General features: G+C 42.1%; 14 protein-coding genes and 1 pseudogene. 9 read left to right on the forward strand and 6 right to left on the reverse strand.

The window, feature by feature from the left end:
• Positions 1 to 56: 56 nt before the first annotated feature.
• Both IHV12_RS06410 and IHV12_RS06415 read right to left on the reverse strand, forming a co-directional pair.
• On the reverse strand, positions 57 to 2429 hold the full coding sequence (locus IHV12_RS06410) for a M14 family zinc carboxypeptidase (RefSeq protein ID WP_197190254.1): 2373 nt from the start codon (positions 2427 to 2429) through the stop codon (positions 57 to 59).
• A 368-nt stretch (positions 2430 to 2797) separates the two neighbouring features.
• Entirely contained in the window at positions 2798 to 3169 is a 372-nt protein-coding gene (locus IHV12_RS06415) for a VOC family protein (RefSeq protein WP_197190255.1), read from the reverse strand.
• Positions 3170 to 3470: 301 nt separating this feature from the next.
• Here IHV12_RS06415 and IHV12_RS06420 point away from each other — a divergent pair, with 301 nt between their 5' ends.
• The 3 genes from IHV12_RS06420 (at position 3471) to IHV12_RS06430 (ending at position 7882) form a co-directional block, all read left to right on the forward strand.
• Entirely contained in the window at positions 3471 to 5132 is a 1662-nt protein-coding gene (locus IHV12_RS06420) for a PTS transporter subunit IIBC (RefSeq protein ID WP_231619620.1), read from the forward strand.
• Positions 5133 to 5135: 3 nt separating this feature from the next.
• Positions 5136 to 5927, forward strand: a complete 792-nt coding sequence (locus IHV12_RS06425; protein WP_197190256.1) for an endonuclease/exonuclease/phosphatase family protein — start codon at positions 5136 to 5138, stop codon at positions 5925 to 5927.
• A gap of 290 nt (positions 5928 to 6217) precedes the next feature.
• Entirely contained in the window at positions 6218 to 7882 is a 1665-nt protein-coding gene (locus IHV12_RS06430) for a glycoside hydrolase family 13 protein (protein WP_197190257.1), read from the forward strand.
• A 41-nt stretch (positions 7883 to 7923) separates the two neighbouring features.
• On the opposite strand, the gene IHV12_RS06435 is transcribed toward IHV12_RS06430, so the two are convergent.
• Complete coding sequence (locus tag IHV12_RS06435; protein WP_197190258.1) at positions 7924 to 8241, reverse strand: hypothetical protein; 318 nt, start codon at positions 8239 to 8241, stop codon at positions 7924 to 7926.
• Between the two features lie 119 nt (positions 8242 to 8360).
• On the opposite strand from IHV12_RS06435, the gene IHV12_RS06440 reads away from it, so the two are divergent.
• Positions 8361 to 9344: a nuclease-related domain-containing protein gene (locus IHV12_RS06440; protein WP_197190259.1), complete on the forward strand. Its 984-nt coding sequence runs from the start codon at positions 8361 to 8363 to the stop codon at positions 9342 to 9344.
• A 167-nt stretch (positions 9345 to 9511) separates the two neighbouring features.
• Here the strand turns inward: IHV12_RS06440 and IHV12_RS06445 are convergent, their stop codons facing one another.
• From IHV12_RS06445 to proC, 3 genes and pseudogenes are all read right to left on the reverse strand, one after another.
• The gene (locus tag IHV12_RS06445) at positions 9512 to 10603 is read right to left on the reverse strand and encodes a fatty acid desaturase family protein (RefSeq protein WP_197132913.1); all 1092 of its coding nucleotides are present in this window, start codon (positions 10601 to 10603) and stop codon (positions 9512 to 9514) included.
• A gap of 213 nt (positions 10604 to 10816) precedes the next feature.
• Positions 10817 to 11887, reverse strand: a pseudogene (locus IHV12_RS06450) (DEAD/DEAH box helicase); the annotation flags it as partial.
• Positions 11888 to 12697 (reverse strand): pyrroline-5-carboxylate reductase, encoded by an 810-nt coding sequence (gene proC / locus IHV12_RS06455; protein ID WP_197190261.1) that lies wholly within the window; start codon positions 12695 to 12697, stop codon positions 11888 to 11890.
• A gap of 113 nt (positions 12698 to 12810) precedes the next feature.
• On the opposite strand from proC, the gene IHV12_RS06460 reads away from it, so the two are divergent.
• From IHV12_RS06460 to IHV12_RS06480, 5 genes are all read left to right on the forward strand, one after another.
• On the forward strand, positions 12811 to 13278 hold the full coding sequence (locus IHV12_RS06460) for a hypothetical protein (RefSeq protein WP_197190262.1): 468 nt from the start codon (positions 12811 to 12813) through the stop codon (positions 13276 to 13278).
• A 22-nt stretch (positions 13279 to 13300) separates the two neighbouring features.
• Entirely contained in the window at positions 13301 to 14695 is a 1395-nt protein-coding gene (locus IHV12_RS06465) for a dipeptidase (protein WP_197190263.1), read from the forward strand.
• Between the two features lie 371 nt (positions 14696 to 15066).
• Positions 15067 to 15564, forward strand: coding sequence for a hypothetical protein (locus IHV12_RS06470; protein WP_197190264.1), 498 nt, complete (start codon positions 15067 to 15069; stop codon positions 15562 to 15564).
• Between the two features lie 11 nt (positions 15565 to 15575).
• Positions 15576 to 15752: a hypothetical protein gene (locus tag IHV12_RS06475; RefSeq protein ID WP_171005587.1), complete on the forward strand. Its 177-nt coding sequence runs from the start codon at positions 15576 to 15578 to the stop codon at positions 15750 to 15752.
• Positions 15752 to 15946: a YwbE family protein gene (locus tag IHV12_RS06480; RefSeq protein ID WP_066399319.1), complete on the forward strand. Its 195-nt coding sequence runs from the start codon at positions 15752 to 15754 to the stop codon at positions 15944 to 15946. The genes IHV12_RS06475 and IHV12_RS06480 overlap by 1 nt, the downstream gene beginning before the upstream one ends.
• Positions 15947 to 16046 lie beyond the last annotated feature (100 nt).

Genomic DNA, 16046 nt, shown 5'->3' on the forward strand with positions numbered 1-16046 from the left:
ACTTTCCCTATAAAAGTAATGCAGTGCTTATCTGGTTGTCAACGAGAAAGGCTCTTTTATTGATATAGTGAGTTGGACAATAAACGGAACAGATAATCAGTATGATCACGGAATCCTGCTTCGAGTCCGATCAACGTTATATCTTTTTGCGCCTCTTCTACAATGACGGACTGCCCAGCCGCTAGTTGATTGTTCTTCCAGTGGCCTGCAACAAAGAAGTCGTCCTCTCCTAACGTTGCGACCGATTTTGAGTTTCCTAACTCTGTAAACCAGACTGGTCGATAAACAAATCCGAGATCATCCTTTTTATAACCAGCTGTTACTTCATCTTTTTCATAGTCTACTTTTACGATTCCATTGCTGTTAGAGCCGCCCGTGTTTACTTTTATCGTTGTTAATCCGAGCTGACTTGAAGCTCTAGCACCACCAGCGCCAACGGAGATATATTTCCCGCCATTATCGATAAATGTTTGTACGTTGGCTTTGAAACTGTCATACGCCTGCTTGCTGCCGATCACGAACGGCTTATTCGCTTCTCTCACATTCTCGTATTGCAGCAATGCGTCAGTGCCGGCATATAGGAACGCATCGTATTGAGATAGCCCCTTCTCTGCAACTTCTTTTGGTGTCACTTCTTTTACCGAGAAACCGAGTCGTTCTAATGCGAGCTTTGTACCTGCATGACTTTGTGCTTTATTCATGCCACCATCTTTTAATACAGCTACTTTAAGTGTTGAAAGCATTTCTTTTTGAGCTGGCATTTTTGCAGTTTGAAGTTTGATTCCTGACTCTTTCACAAGTTTCTTGTTTCTTGATGAAAGGTTTTCGATATAAAAATTACCTGCATCGTCTTTATATACACGCTCACCTTTTTTCATAAGGTCGTTCACTAGTTTCACCGCTTGGACAGAACTGTTGGGAATTACGTATGGCCCTTTCCCTTGAATAGATCCGTCATATTCGGCCTCTCTAACAGGCTTTGTTTTCGCATTCACTTTTTCATCTACTTCAATTGCTTCAAAGCCCCACAATTCTGGTAGACTCCAGGCTGATATGTCATACATCGCTGGCGTATCGTTCGTGATATCCTCGCCATCCCATAACATCGTGTTTGCAAGACCTGCTTTGGCTTGGCTCATATCAACGATGTACGTGCCCGCTGGATAAGCTTGTCCGTTAGCCGAAAAAGGCTTGACTGCTTTTTCTACAGAAATATCATTTTCAAGAAGATGGTTCACCGCTTTTTCTGTAACCGTCGGATCCTTTTCATTTACAGGTAGAACATAGGCATTCGGGAAAAATCCTTCTTCATGATAAGGGTGATCAAAATTGATGCCACGTTCAAAGATCTCAATTTGATCTGTAAGCATTCCTTGTTTATTTTGAACAGCAAACTTCAATGCTCCCATCACAGCATCGTTGGCCCATCTCACACCATCCCAATTGTTTGTCGGTGCTTCCAACGTGTAACCGTATGCCCCATGATACATCGCATACATTGGTGTGAAGATTGGCGGATAATCGTCCCAACCAAAACTATCGTCACGCTGCGGAATGTATGTACCCGTCATATTTTTATAGAGATCTGTTTCATAGTTTGCTTTATTTCCAACGATCTCTGCTTCCATCGCTTTCGCTTGATCTAAAGCCCATTTAGAAAACAGATCATATTCATAGTTCGGATTATGAGGCGGCGTACATGGCTCAATCAACCCTGGTTTTCCGTCGTCACTGTTCACATAGCCGTGAAGATCTAAGAAGACCATCGGATTCCACTCTGTGATCAGATCAACGGTTTGTTTCGTTTCCTCTTGCGAAAGAGTGATAAAGTCACGGTTCAGATCTATACCGTTTCCATTAAAGCGAGTTCCGTCAACACGACCATCAGGGTTTGCAACCACATTAAATATGAGTATGTTGCTGTCTAGAATCTCTTTTGTTTCTTCATCATTATCTTTGGCAAAACGATCGATCAGCTGAAGGACAGCATCAGAGCCTATGTATTCAGTACCATGGATAGATCCATTGATCATCACTGGTACTTTAAAATCAGGATTTTCGGCGATCCAATCTTGAGCTTTTTGAGGATTTTTGAACATTTCCTTTCGCAGTTTCTTATAATGTCCATACTTTCCTTTATCACCTGTATTGGAGATTGTGACCACATACATCGGATATCCTTTAGATGAAACCCCTGTTTGTTCAAGGGTTACTCGTTTACTTTCTCTATCAATCTTTTTTAAGATCGAACCAATCTTTGAATACTTCACAAAATCATAATGCTCAGAGTTAAACGGACTTCCATCAGCCTCTTCAAAACTATTAACATTCGTCCACTTTTTTTGCGGTGATTCTGCTGTTACAGCAAATGGCATCGATGTCAGCAAACTTAAACTCATGACACCAGCTACCCAATGTTTTTTTAACATGTTGTTTCTCCCCTTCCTCAATCCCAAAAACAAAATAATTATACTAACTGATGAATTTTTATTCAATAACTATTATTGAATTATTTCACCAGACTTAATATTCAATAGACCATAGTTGATACCTCTATAAAAAATACATAGAATGATAAATGAGTAAATATTCATAGTTCTTTATTCTTATAAAGAGGCATTCATGAAATGTTAACAATGAAAAAATGTTAAATTCGGATGACAGGAAGAGGTAACGGGCAAATAACTTTTTCCCCAACTTCTTAAATGAGGTATAAAAAAACAGCCATTCTAACATGGAATGACTGTGATCAAGCCCGTTTAATACATTGCAAAACGGGCGTTTATATATTGTAATCCTACCAGTGTACTTGAAACTTATTGCCATTTGGATCATAAAAGTGAAAAAATGCATGACCATTATCTTCTTTGATATCCTCGACCTTAACTTGATTATCAATTAAGTGTTGATGAAATTTTGATAATTCGGGACTCGTAAAGCCAATGCTAAATTCTTGTTCATTATTAATTGTAAAATGAGCAAATGTTTCATCTTCGGTAGGAACTAAGATAAGTAAGAAAGGTCCTTCATTTACTTTTATAATGGCCAGTTCCTCTGTACGATTTAGTAACTGGAGCCCTAATACATCTCTATACCATTGTGCTGATCGTTCTAAATCTTTTACAGGAATTCTTATATAATGTACTTGTTCAATAAACGAATTACTCATATTCTTCTCTCCTTGCTTCGTTTTTTCTATATACCTCATTCTTCCAATTTTCGAATTAACCTGCCACTTTGCTTATTTTTATAAAGAATAAATACTTACAAACCACTTGGAAAAACTTTTTTACTTACTTTTTAAGAAATATTACTTGTAAATGAAACCGTTTTATTTTACAATCACTAATGCAAACGATTGCACCAACATGCATATACAAATATGTAAGCGATTCAACTTTTTTTCGCAATCTATTGAATGCGATTTCAAAAAGACAACGAAAGATATATACTTTAAGGAGGAAATCGTTTTGAAACAACGTGGAAAACTCATTTCATTTGATTTCTGGCAAAAGCTAGGTAAAGCGCTTCTTGTAGTAGTAGCGGTTATGCCTGCTGCCGGTTTGATGATATCACTAGGTAAAGTTATTGCTATGTTCGGTGGCGACATGACATTAGTGCAAACGATTGCTCGTGTTATGGAAGACATCGGATGGGCGATTATTACAAATCTGCATATCTTATTTGCGGTAGCTATCGGGGGATCTTGGGCGAAGGAACGTGCTGGCGGTGCATTCGCAGCCGTAATCGCGTTCATCTTGATCAACCGTATTACAGGAGCAATCTTCGGCGTGAACAGCGCGATGATGCTTGAAGAAGGTGCGAAAGTAAAATCACTTTTTGGCAGCGAGCTCGTTGTTGGTGATTATTTCACTTCAATCCTTGGCGCTCCAGCACTAAACATGGGAGTATTCGTAGGAATCATTTCCGGTTTCCTAGGTGCTGTTCTATTTAACAAGTACTACAACTACAACAAGCTTCCAAATGCATTAGCATTCTTTAACGGAAAACGTTTTGTTCCATTCGCTGTTATTTTATGGTCTGTGGTTACAGCTTTACTACTTGCATTAATTTGGCCGTTTATCCAATCACTTCTGAATGACTTTGGAAAATGGATCGCAACATCTCGTAACACGGCTCCAGTTATCGCGCCATTCGTTTTCGGTACGCTAGAGCGACTATTGTTACCATTTGGTCTTCACCACATGTTAACGGTGCCGATCAACTATACGGAGCTCGGTGGAACGTATCAAATCATGACTGGTTCAGGAGCAGGATCTTCTGTAGCAGGACAAGATCCACTATGGTTGGCTTGGATCAACGATCTTAACAACTTCTTAGCTGCTGGAGATACAAAAGCGTATCAAGCACTTTTAAATGATGTAGTACCAGCTCGTTTTAAAATGGGACAAGTTGTTCTTTCAACGGCATCTCTTGTAGCGATCGCTCTTGCGATGTACATGAACGTTGATAAAGACAAGCGTAAAAAGTACAAGTCTATGTTCTTATCTGCAGCCCTAGCTGTATTCTTAACAGGTGTAACGGAGCCTATCGAATTCATGTTCATGTTTGCTGCTCCACTTCTTTATGTTGTGTACGCGATCACGACTGGACTTGCGTTCGCGGTAGCGGATCTTATCCACGTACGTGTTCACGCATTCGGTTTTATCGAATTGTTAACTCGTACACCATTGCTTGTAAAAGCAGGATTAACACGTGATTTAATCAACTTTGCTCTAACATGTATCGTATTCTTTGGATTAAACTTCTCGATCTTCTATGTATTGATCAAAAAGTTCAACCTGCCTACTCCAGGTCGTGCGGGTAACTATATCGAAACAACAGAAAGTGATGCTGCACCAGCTAAAAATGAAGCAGCAACAGGCTCAGACAACTCTCAAGCTTCAGCAATCATCACGCTTTTAGGTGGAGCTGACAACATTGAAGACGTTGACGCTTGTATGACTCGCCTTCGTGTAACCGTTAAAGACACAACGGGTGTTGGTACGGAAAAAGAATGGAAAGAAAACGGCGCACTTGGTCTGATCATTAAAGATAAAGGTGTTCAAGCAATTTACGGACCAAAAGCTGACGTATTAAAATCTGATATTCAAGATCGTTTGGGGATGTAATTCATGAAACTATTAACGTTAAACGTTCATGCTTGGCAAGAAGAGAACCAGATGGAAAAATTAGAGATGCTTGCTCGCGATATCGCGAGTGAGCGTTATGATGTTATCGCGCTTCAAGAGGTTATGCAGTCGATCGACGCTCCTCTTGTAAAAGACAACATTAAAAAAGATAATTATGCCCTTGTTCTTTTAGAGCTAGTGAGAAAACTTGGCGTTGAAGATTATGACTTTGTATGGGATATGGCGCACTATGGCTATGTAACGTACGAAGAAGGTTTGGCGATCATAAGCCGCCATCCGATTACGTCTCATGAAAGCTTTTTTGTTTCTGATCTACAAGATATGAACAACTGGAAAACACGTAAAATCGTAAAAGCAACGATCTCTTATGAAGGACAAGACATTCAATTCTTCTCCGGGCACTTCGGCTGGTGGGAAGATGACATCGAACCGTTCAAAGGTCAGTTCGATCGTTTGATGCAGTACATTCCTGAAGAAGGTCTTTCTTTTATCATGGGTGACTTAAACAACGATGCGAACGTTTGTGGCGAAGGCTTTGATTATGTAAAAGAAAAAGGTCTTTACGACACGTACGAACTGGCTTCAGAAAAAGATGACGGCCTCACAATCATTGGATCTATTGCCGGTTGGGACGATAACGAAGCTGGACGCAGGATCGATTATATCTTAAGCAGCAAGCCTGTTGACGTGCTTCAATCATCCGTGCGTTTTAACGGTAAAGAAACACCGGTGGTCTCCGATCATGCAGGTGTTGCTGTGACGGTTAAGTTTTAAGGGATTTGTTTCTTATGGATTGGTTTCATAATTAACTTCTTGAATAGGTTGATTGCAGTGGAAGGTGCGAGACTCCTGCGGGACAGGCGGGCAGGTGAGACATTTATAAGTGAAACGTCCGAATGTGGCTCACCGCCTGCCCCGCGTAAAGCGAAGCACCTGAAACGGAGATCAACTCCCTCAACAGCAACGAGGAGTACGGAAAATATTTAAATCTAAACAAACCATGGGGAGCCGTTTATGCGGTATCCCCTGGCGTGTTGTTAAAGAGAAAACATGGAGGTAACATTATGGAAAAAGTTTGGTGGAAAGAAGCCGTTGGCTATCAAATTTACCCTCGCAGCTTCCAAGATTCTAATGGAGACGGAATCGGCGATCTAAAAGGGATCATTCAACGCTTAGATTATATTAAAGACCTTGGCATCGACGTGATCTGGATCTGCCCGATGTATAAGTCACCAAATGATGATAACGGATATGACATTTCCGATTATCAAGATATCATGGACGACTTTGGAACGATGGAAGACTTCGATCTCCTTATGGAGGAAGTTCATAAGCGTGATATGAAGCTGATCATCGACCTTGTTCTTAACCATACGAGTGACGAACACCAATGGTTCATCGAGTCTCGTTCATCAAAAGACAATCCGAAGCGTGATTGGTACATTTGGAGAGACGGTAAAGATGGGAAAGAGCCAAACAACTGGGAAAGTATTTTCTCCGGATCAGCTTGGCAATATGATGAAAAAACAGATCAATACTACCTCCATGTTTTCTCAACCAAACAACCAGATGTGAACTGGGAAAACCCTGAAGTTCGTGAAGCTCTTTATGACACGGTCAACTGGTGGCTAGATAAAGGAATCGATGGTTTCCGTATAGATGCGATCAGTCACATTAAAAAGCGCGATGGCTTCCCTGATATGCCGAACCCGAAGAACGAAAAGTACGTGTCTTCCTTTGACATGCATATGAACCAAAAAGGAATTCACACGTTTTTACAAGAGTTCAAAGACCGCACATATGCGAACTATGATGTAATGACGGTTGGTGAAGCGAACGGCGTTAAGATTGACGAAGCAGACCTTTGGGTAGGAAAAGAAAACGGAAAGATGGACATGATCTTCCAATTCGAACACCTTGGCCTTTGGGATGCAGAAACCAATCCAGAAGTGGATATCGTTGAACTGAAAAAAGTGTTAACTCGCTGGCAGAAAGGTCTTGAAAAAGAAGGCTGGAACGCACTGTTCATCGAAAATCATGACAAACCTCGCGTTGTTTCCACTTGGGGCAATGATGATGAGTTTTGGTATGAAAGTGCAACGAGCTTCGGTGCAATGTACTTCTTGATGCAAGGAACGCCGTTCATCTATCAAGGTCAAGAGATTGGAATGACGAATGTACAGTTTGACTCGATCGAAGACTATGACGATGTAGCTGACAAAAACCGTTACCGCATCAAGCGCGAAGAAGGCGTCGCACACGAAGATATCATGTCTGTGATCTGGGCATCGTCTCGTGACAACAGCCGTACTCCGATGCAATGGAACAGTGATGAAAACGCTGGATTCACAACGGGTACTCCTTGGATGAAAGTAAATCCGAATTTTGCAGAAATCAACGTCGAGAAACAAGAACAAGACGAGCATTCGATCTTAAGTTTTTATAAGAAAATGATCGCATTAAAGAAAAAGAACGAAGTCTTCACGTACGGTGTGTATGATCTGATCCTTGAAGAAGATGAACAGATCTATGCGTACACACGCACACTTGGAGAGGAAAAGATCGTTGTGATCACGAACCTTTCTAAGACTGAAGCGAAGTTCGAAACGGCATTGAAATTGAACGCTAATGATCTATTGTTAGCGAACAAAGAAGTTGCACCTCATGAGGATGTATCAAGCGTAACATTACAACCATATGAAGCGCGCGTATATCGCGTGAAAGCTTAACAAACAAAAGCGTGCTATCCGATTAGGGAGAGCACGCTTTTTTAATGTGATAACCTTTTTTCAAACCGAATAAAGGAATACAGTCTGAGAAGTACAATCAACGTACCCACGATTGTTAAAACAGGCGATAAATTCGTGAATAACGGTAACCACGCTAAAACAAACGCAACAAGCGCTGTTAAATTTCCTGAAAATCCATTGATCGGCTGAGTTCCTACAAGACCCGCCCCTCTTAAGGAATATTCATAACACGATCTATGATACGGTCGCAACTTAAAAAATGCCCATACCGTACGTAGCTCTTCCCTCTCTTTAATCGGCATCAAACAGCTATCACAGTTTAGTTCTTTTTTCATCATTTCTTCTCCTTCAGCAGCAAATCACTCACCTTCTATTCTACCAATCCTTCGATAAATCCTATAGCGTTTCAAAGGATATTTTGTGTGATAAGAAGAATTTTAAAGTGAGGAGTGATGCTATGATAAAAAAGGTAAGGTTGCAGCCAGTCTATATGAATAAACTAGAACTCTTGATGAACCGTTTAAATGACGATCTAGTTAAACAGAGTCTTGAATTAGAAATGAGTAAGATGATAGCTGGCTTTCGCGGTGAAGACTCTATCAACTATTTTTTGAACATGCTTCCGAACCAGAAAGAATGCCACGTTCTGCACGACCTCCGAATTCCCCATGAATCTACTTTTTTCCAAATCGACACGCTCATTCTTAATCCTACGTACATGCTTATTATTGAAGTGAAGAACATCTCCGGAAACCTTTTCTTCGATCATACCTTCAATCAACTAATACGCACAAAAAACGGTATAGAAGAACCCTTTCAAGATCCTATCGCACAAGTTGAACGCCAAAAATACCAGCTTGAGCATTGGCTGAGTAAGAACAAATTCCCTTCCGTTCCGATCGAGGCTCTCGTCGTTATGACTCATTCTCAATCTGTCTTGAAAACGAACGATGAGTCTAGCCGCATATCGAAAAAAGTGATTCATAGCGTCCAACTGCTAGACCGAATCCGGCAACTTCAACGAAAGTATAAACAGCATGTGATTGTTGCTGGAGATGTAATGAACAAGATTACTCGCCGGTTAATCAAGGAACACACCCCACGGGATGTCGATGTAATGGAGCGGTATAGAATTAGTAAGGAAATGATTATTAAAGGGGTGCAGTGTGAGGGGTGTTTGGGTTTTGGGATGAAAAAAGGCTATCGAACCTGGAATTGTCCGCATTGTTCACATACTAGCAGGAATCCTCACATAAAAGCGCTCAAAGATTACTCCCTCTTCATCCAAACTACGATAACCAACCAGCAAGCACGTGATTTTCTGAAGCTTTCTTCTATTTCGGTAGCATCCAAGCTCTTAGTATCTATGAAATTGCCTTATACAGGTGTAACAAGAGGGAGAACGTATGATTTAAGCTCCCTAAATGACCTTCAGGAATAGAAATCTGTCCGATTGAGTTATGAATCTGTCCGATCTTGAGTATAATCTGTCCAATTCGAGCAATAATCTGTCCAATCTTGCATATAATCTGTCCAATTCAGCAATTAATCTGTCCAATCTCAAAAGTCACCGTACCAAGCTTCCACACCAAACAAAAAACACCCAAATTAATGGATGCTTTTCGATGTGCGGCTCACTGGTTTTCGTTCCCGCTTCTTCTCTTCCACAGTTTCCGTCTCATTCATCCCATGCCCAAGTGAAGGATACAGGTTACCAGGTGCTGGATCTACAAACTGAGTCTGATTGAAGTACACGTGCGGCGTCTTCCATAGTGCAACAAGTGCTTTCCAGTGCGGCATCTCGTGATAGCGCTCTGGCCACATTTCTTTAATGTGCTTTTTCACGAGCGGGTAATATTTTGGACTCATACCAGGGAACAAATGATGCTCCGTATGGTAAGAGAAGTTAAAATGAATCACGTCGATCCATTTTGGAACAGTAACCGTTAAGCTGTTCGCTAACGGATCGTTCACGTCTGTCATTGGGTTCAAGCGGTGATTGGTTGAAATATAGCTCATTACAATTGCGTTTGCGATCAATAACGGTAGCAAGACCGCAAAGAACCATTTAACGGGTCCTAGCCACGCCAACAATCCTAGCCACATCGCCCACGGCAATAGCAGTTGAATCCACACTGAAGGTCGTTTACTTGGTTTGAACTCTGTAATAAACCGTTTGAACATGAAAAGTCCATGCAGCGTAAACGAAACAGACAAGAAAGCAAAGCTTACGATCGAACGCATCCACATCGGTAGCTTGTACACTTTTTGTAGCAATGGTTTGTGAGACAAGTTCTCTAATGTTGGCCACGCATCCGGGTCTTTCCCATCATGCTGTGTGTGAACGTGGTGTGTCGTGTTGTGCCACTTACGCCAGAGCTTAGGTCCAACACTTAACGGCCAGAAAGCTACTGCTCCTAAAAAGTCACGAAGCCACGGCTTTCGGATAACTGTGCCGTGCAGAATCTCATGGCCTAAAAAGCCCATACCAGCAAAACACGTTCCTAGAATAACTGCGATTCCAATCCCTAACCAAGGGTGTAAATTATTTAATAACCCGATAACTAAAATACCGGCGATTACGATCAATAGATAGACTAGTCCTCCCCATAACCGGGATGGGACTGGCTTAAAGGCTTCTTTCGGCAGCTTTGGAGCGATCTTTGCTGCATACCAGCCAAACGATTGTAAATCTTTCATTTGCTCAACTCCTCTAATCTGACTCTTTCGAATTCTCGTACAATACAATCGTAACAAGGTTTGTTTTATGAAGCAACTATTTTTGTTACCTGGTAATAATAGTTGGTATTATATACCCACAAAAAAGGAGCCATCCAAAAGGATAGCCCACTTTCTAAAGATATAATCTTACATATATTCAAGTTTTAAAACATTCAACTTTTGATCCGTCTCTCGCTCGATAATTTGCAGCAAACGACGGTCTTTTTGCGCAACGAACGTAACCGCCAGTCCTTTTCCACCAGCACGCCCCGTTCTTCCAATTCGATGAATGTAGCTTTCGGCATCGAGCGCGATGTCATAATTAAAAACGTGCGTGACTCCATCAACATCAAGTCCACGTGCCACCACATCCGTTGCCACAAGGTATTGAATCTCCCCTTCACGGAAACGTCGCATCACGTCTTCTCTTTTCGCTTGAGAAAGATCACCATGCAGTTCATCAGAATTGTATCCCATATTTTGCAGAGCTTCGTTCAACTTGCTTGCTCTTCTTTTCGTTCGGCAAAAAATGATCGCTAGATAAGGACGCAACAGTCTGATCGTTTGAACGAGGTCGTTCTGCTTCCCTCGATCTGTTGTTTCCACGATTCGCTGGCGGATCTCTTTTAACGTTATCTGTTTCGTTTTTACATGAATGTCTTGAGGATTGTTTGTATACGTTTCAGCTAGCTTTTTCACTTCATCAGGCATCGTCGCTGAAAAAAGTAACGTTTGGCGATCTTCAGGCACCTCATACATGATGTCTTCAATATCATCTAAAAATCCGATATGAAGCATCTGATCCGCTTCATCTAGCACGAACGTTGAAACATGAGATAAATCGATTGTCTCTCGGCGAATATGATCGAGCAGTCTTCCAGGTGTCGCGACAACAACATGAACCTTGCCCTCTAGCTTATGCATCTGCGCGATCACGTCCTGCCCACCGTAAACAGCGAGCACGTTGATCTCACCGAGAGCTTCTGTAAGTTTGCGTACTTCTGCTGTGATCTGAATGGCAAGCTCGCGTGTCGGTGCGACGATCAATCCTTGTATCGCATCCCGTTCAGCATCAACTTTTTGCAGAAGAGGAAGCACGAAAGCAAGCGTCTTCCCCGTCCCCGTTTGAGCTTGTCCCACAACATCTTTACCTTCTAAGATGATAGGAATCGTTTCCTTTTGAATAGGCGTAGGTTCACCGATTCCGTTTTGAAGCAAAATATCTATAAATTCATCATGAATACCTAATTCCTTAAAGCCCATCTATTTTTTCCCCAATTTCTTTACTTTTTCTGTGCAGCTTTCCATCGCGGCTAATACTGCACCACGAAAGCGTTCTTGCTCGAGTGTTGCGACCGCCGCAATCGTTGCTCCCCCTGGAGACGTTACTTGATCTTTTAACTCGCCAGGATGCTTTCCTGTTTCAAGCACCATCTGCGCCGCTCCTAAAACCGCTTGTGCCGCTAAACGATAGGATTGATCGCGTGACAAGCCTTGTACCACGCCTCCGTCTGCCATCGCTTCAATCATCATGTACACGTAAGCTGGTGAAGAGCCGCTGATCGCAGGAATCGCATCCATCTGAGATTCTACGATCACCTCTACTTTACCGAAGCTCCCCAATAACTTCTCTACCGTCTGCAATTCCTGATCCGTTATCTCATCATTAACAGAAACAGCCGTCATACCCGCTCCGACAAGTGATGGCGTGTTCGGCATCGTTCGTACCACTTTCACTTGTTTGCCGAAAGCGTGCTCCACGTCTTCCGTTGTAATCCCAGCTGCGATCGTTACGATGATCGCATCAGATTTTACAAATTCCTTTACCTCTTTAATCACTTCAAAATAAGAATATGGCGCTACCGCAAGAAACAGCACGTCAGCTCCTTTTGCAACGTCACTATTAGAAGAAAACGTGTGAATACCATATTGTTTCTCGACATACAGTCTTGTCTTTTCCGTTCGCATGCTCGCAATGATCTGATCAGGACTGATCAAACCTGAACTGATCATACCTCCCGCCATCGCCTGCGCCATCTTTCCAAACCCGATAAAACCTATTTTTTTCTCCATACTCTATGCACTTCTTTCTATCTTTTATAAAGGGAAATGTTCATTTATACAGAATACTCATACCGATAGCTTTACCTTTAGTAAACCACAAATACACAAGGTGTGTGAAATGGATGGAGAAGTTAACTCTCAAAGAATGGCATCGGAAACAGGCTGTAGATACTTTCAACAAAACGTGGGACTTGATTGAGAAGAAAGACCGCACGAAGGAAGATGATTTAGAAATGATACATACCGCCCACGCCTCGCGCTTTCATTGGGGACAAATCGGAGAACCTCTCCACTTTGCTCGTGGCGAATGGCAGCTATCAAGAGTGTATGCCATTCTAAATATGAGCGAGTCAGCAATGTTCCACGGGAAACAATCTCTTGAACTCTGTTTAGAACACAACATAACCGATTTTGACCTTGCTTTCGCATATGAGGCTGTTTCTCGTGCTTATTCAGTAAAAAATGATGAAAGAAGTATGCAAGAATATTACGATCTTGCACAGCGAGCTGGCCAACAGATACTGAAAAAAGAAGATAAAGAATATTTCATTTCCGAGCTGAACTCCATTAAACTAAGAAGTAGAGTATAACGTACATAAGGAGGATTTTGATATGACTGAAAAAATCGTAAACTATTTAAAAGAAAACCGTGATACGCATCTAAAAGAATTAACAGACTGGCTTGCTGTTCCAAGTGTAAGTGCACTGCCTGAGCACAAAGAAGATGTTCGAAAAGGGGCCGAATGGATTGCAGATAGCCTTACGAATGCCGGAATGGATAACGTAAAAATCTATGAAACAGACGGACACCCTGTTGTTTATGGAGACTGGTTAAAAGCAGAAGGCAAACCGACCGTACTCGTCTATGGCCATTACGATGTACAACCAGTTGATCCGATCGAGCTATGGGAATCTCCTCCTTATGAAGCTACCATCCGCGATAACAAACTGTACGCGCGCGGAGCTTCAGATGACAAAGGTCAAACGTTCATGCACGTAAAAGTACTACAGGCCATACTAAAATCAGAAGGTACGCTGCCTCTTAACTTTAAATTCTGTATCGAAGGTGAAGAAGAGATCGGCAGTCCAAGTCTTCCAAAGTTCATTGAGGAAAATAAAGACTTACTAGCAGCAGACGTTATCGTTATTTCAGATACGGGCATGCTAGACCGCGGAAAGCCAGCAATCTGCTACGGCCTTCGTGGCATGTGTGCGATGCAAGTGGATGTGACAGGACCAAATAGTGATCTACATTCCGGTCTATATGGCGGAGCTGTTCAGAATCCGCTGCACGCGATTACCGAGCTTCTTCAATCATTCCGTGATGAAAACGGCCGTATTTTAGTAGATGGCTTTTATGATAATGTCCAAGAACTAACAGAAGAAGAAAGAGAAGCGTTCCGTGCTCTTCCTCTAACAGAAGAAGCGCTTAAGAATCAGCTTGGCGTAACAGAACTAACAGGTGAAAAAGGTTACTCTCACATCGAACGTACTTGGGCACGCCCAACATTAGAGTTAAACGGCGTATGGGGAGGCTTCCAAGGGGAAGGCATCAAGACCGTTATCCCTGCAAAAGCACACGCAAAGATCAGCTGCCGACTCGTACCGAACCAAGAGCCAGATGAGATCATTGAAAAAGTAAAAGCACACATTGAAAAGCATAAGCCAGCTGGCATTGATGTGAAAGTTACCCTTTTCGATAAAGGAGCTCCATACGTAACGCCGTTCGATCACCCAGCCATCCAAGCGGCAGCACGTTCTTATGAAAAAGTGTACGGTGTACCAACTGCGTTCACACGTGGTGGCGGATCGATCCCAATCGTAGCAACGTTCGATCAAATGCTGAACATCCCAGTCGTATTAATGGGCTTCGGACTATCAACAGAAAACTTCCATGCACCAAACGAGCACTTCCATCTCGAAAACTTCGACAAAGGCATGGAAACACTAGCAGACTATTGGTTCGAACTCGAAAAATCCATCCAAAAAGAAACAACAACACGCTAAAGCAGAAGAAGCTGACAGGAAAGTTACTTAGGTAACCTCTCTTTGTTGGCTTTTCTTGTTTTATATATATTGTATGAGTGGTTGAAAGGATCTGGAAATGTCCTTTAATTTTTCTGACACCCTTGCAAAGTTGATTGTAGTGTAAGGTGCAAGACTCCTGCGGGACAGGTGGGCAGGTGAGACACTTAAACGTGAAACGTTCGAATGTGGCTCACCGCCTGCCCCGCGGAAAGCGAAGCACCTGAAACGGAGATCAACTCACCCAAACTCCCCCAACCACAACACAGAATTTCCCACAAGAGACCTTTTCGTTTTCACCTCTCAGTATGATATAATCAACCAATCACAACAAAGAAACGGAGAGTATAAACATGCTTTCATTTGAAGATAAAATTGCTTTAATCGAAGAAAACTTCCCAGAGCTCGACATGCACGAGGTATCCCTTGGCCGCTTGAACTTCCACTTCGAGGAAAGTGTACAAGACAAGAAAATCGTCGTGTACCACCTTCACCCGAACGGAAACGGCTTCGTTTATGGCGGACACCTGCCACAGAGCGTAAAAAACGACAAAGGCTATGTGAACATCCGTGACTACGAAGCAGAAGAACTCATCGCTCTGATCCAAGAATCTATGGAGTTTCTATCGAAAAAACATGGTTGGCAGCAGCCAAAGAAAGATCGTTCTGATGAAGAAGAAGAACGTAAAGAAGAACACTGGTACAGCCACAGCCACGAGGAAATTCGTCTCGTAGGAGAAGATGGCATGTGGTTCATCTTTGATGAAGATGATGCACTAGAAGCTGCATTCGAAACATATGCAGAAGCAGAAGGTTATTTAAAAGAAGCAGATTTTAAAAAGAAAAAATAGAGGTGACTAAGATGGCTGAGGAGAAAAAGAAATTAAGCTTTCAAGAAATCGCGAAGCAGCGCTTAGCTGAAAAGAAAGCACAGCAATCAGGCGGATCATTCAGCAAGGGGCCTGTGAAAGTGGCAAACCAGCTAAAAAACCAGCAAACCAAAAAAGCAAACAACCAGGCACGGAGAACAGGTGTTTAATGCATCGTAAGCGAGCAAATATCACCCCTGGTCTTCCTGTGAACGTAATCTTAAAAGCAGATCAGCGTTCTGGCAAGAAAACTAAAGGTATTGTAAAAGATATCTTAACGAACTCACCTACACATCCACACGGTATTAAAGTACGCCTTGAAGACGGTCAAGTTGGACGAGTTATTGACATATTGAATGCCTAACACAAAAACGGTCACCTCCTCGGGACCGTTTTTTCTGTACATGGAATACATTGGATATCCGTATACTAGTTGATAGATTTTTTTTAAAGGAGTTCACTTC

The sequence above is a fragment of the Fictibacillus sp. 7GRE50 genome, from assembly GCF_015903875.1.
Lineage (GTDB): Bacteria > Bacillota > Bacilli > Bacillales > Fictibacillaceae > Fictibacillus > Fictibacillus phosphorivorans.

Coding starts and splice junctions, on each gene's coding strand:
- IHV12_RS06480 (WP_066399319.1), top strand. CDS start 15,752: ATGCATCGTAAGCGAGCAAATATCACCCCTGGTCTTCCTGTGAACGTA.
- IHV12_RS06425 (WP_197190256.1), top strand. CDS start 5,136: ATGAAACTATTAACGTTAAACGTTCATGCTTGGCAAGAAGAGAACCAG.
- proC (WP_197190261.1), bottom strand. CDS start 12,697: ATGGAGAAAAAAATAGGTTTTATCGGGTTTGGAAAGATGGCGCAGGCG.
- IHV12_RS06415 (WP_197190255.1), bottom strand. CDS start 3,169: ATGAGTAATTCGTTTATTGAACAAGTACATTATATAAGAATTCCTGTA.
- IHV12_RS06435 (WP_197190258.1), bottom strand. CDS start 8,241: ATGATGAAAAAAGAACTAAACTGTGATAGCTGTTTGATGCCGATTAAA.
- IHV12_RS06460 (WP_197190262.1), top strand. CDS start 12,811: ATGGAGAAGTTAACTCTCAAAGAATGGCATCGGAAACAGGCTGTAGAT.
- IHV12_RS06440 (WP_197190259.1), top strand. CDS start 8,361: ATGATAAAAAAGGTAAGGTTGCAGCCAGTCTATATGAATAAACTAGAA.
- IHV12_RS06470 (WP_197190264.1), top strand. CDS start 15,067: ATGCTTTCATTTGAAGATAAAATTGCTTTAATCGAAGAAAACTTCCCA.
- IHV12_RS06445 (WP_197132913.1), bottom strand. CDS start 10,603: ATGAAAGATTTACAATCGTTTGGCTGGTATGCAGCAAAGATCGCTCCA.
- IHV12_RS06430 (WP_197190257.1), top strand. CDS start 6,218: ATGGAAAAAGTTTGGTGGAAAGAAGCCGTTGGCTATCAAATTTACCCT.
- IHV12_RS06410 (WP_197190254.1), bottom strand. CDS start 2,429: ATGTTAAAAAAACATTGGGTAGCTGGTGTCATGAGTTTAAGTTTGCTG.
- IHV12_RS06475 (WP_171005587.1), top strand. CDS start 15,576: ATGGCTGAGGAGAAAAAGAAATTAAGCTTTCAAGAAATCGCGAAGCAG.
- IHV12_RS06465 (WP_197190263.1), top strand. CDS start 13,301: ATGACTGAAAAAATCGTAAACTATTTAAAAGAAAACCGTGATACGCAT.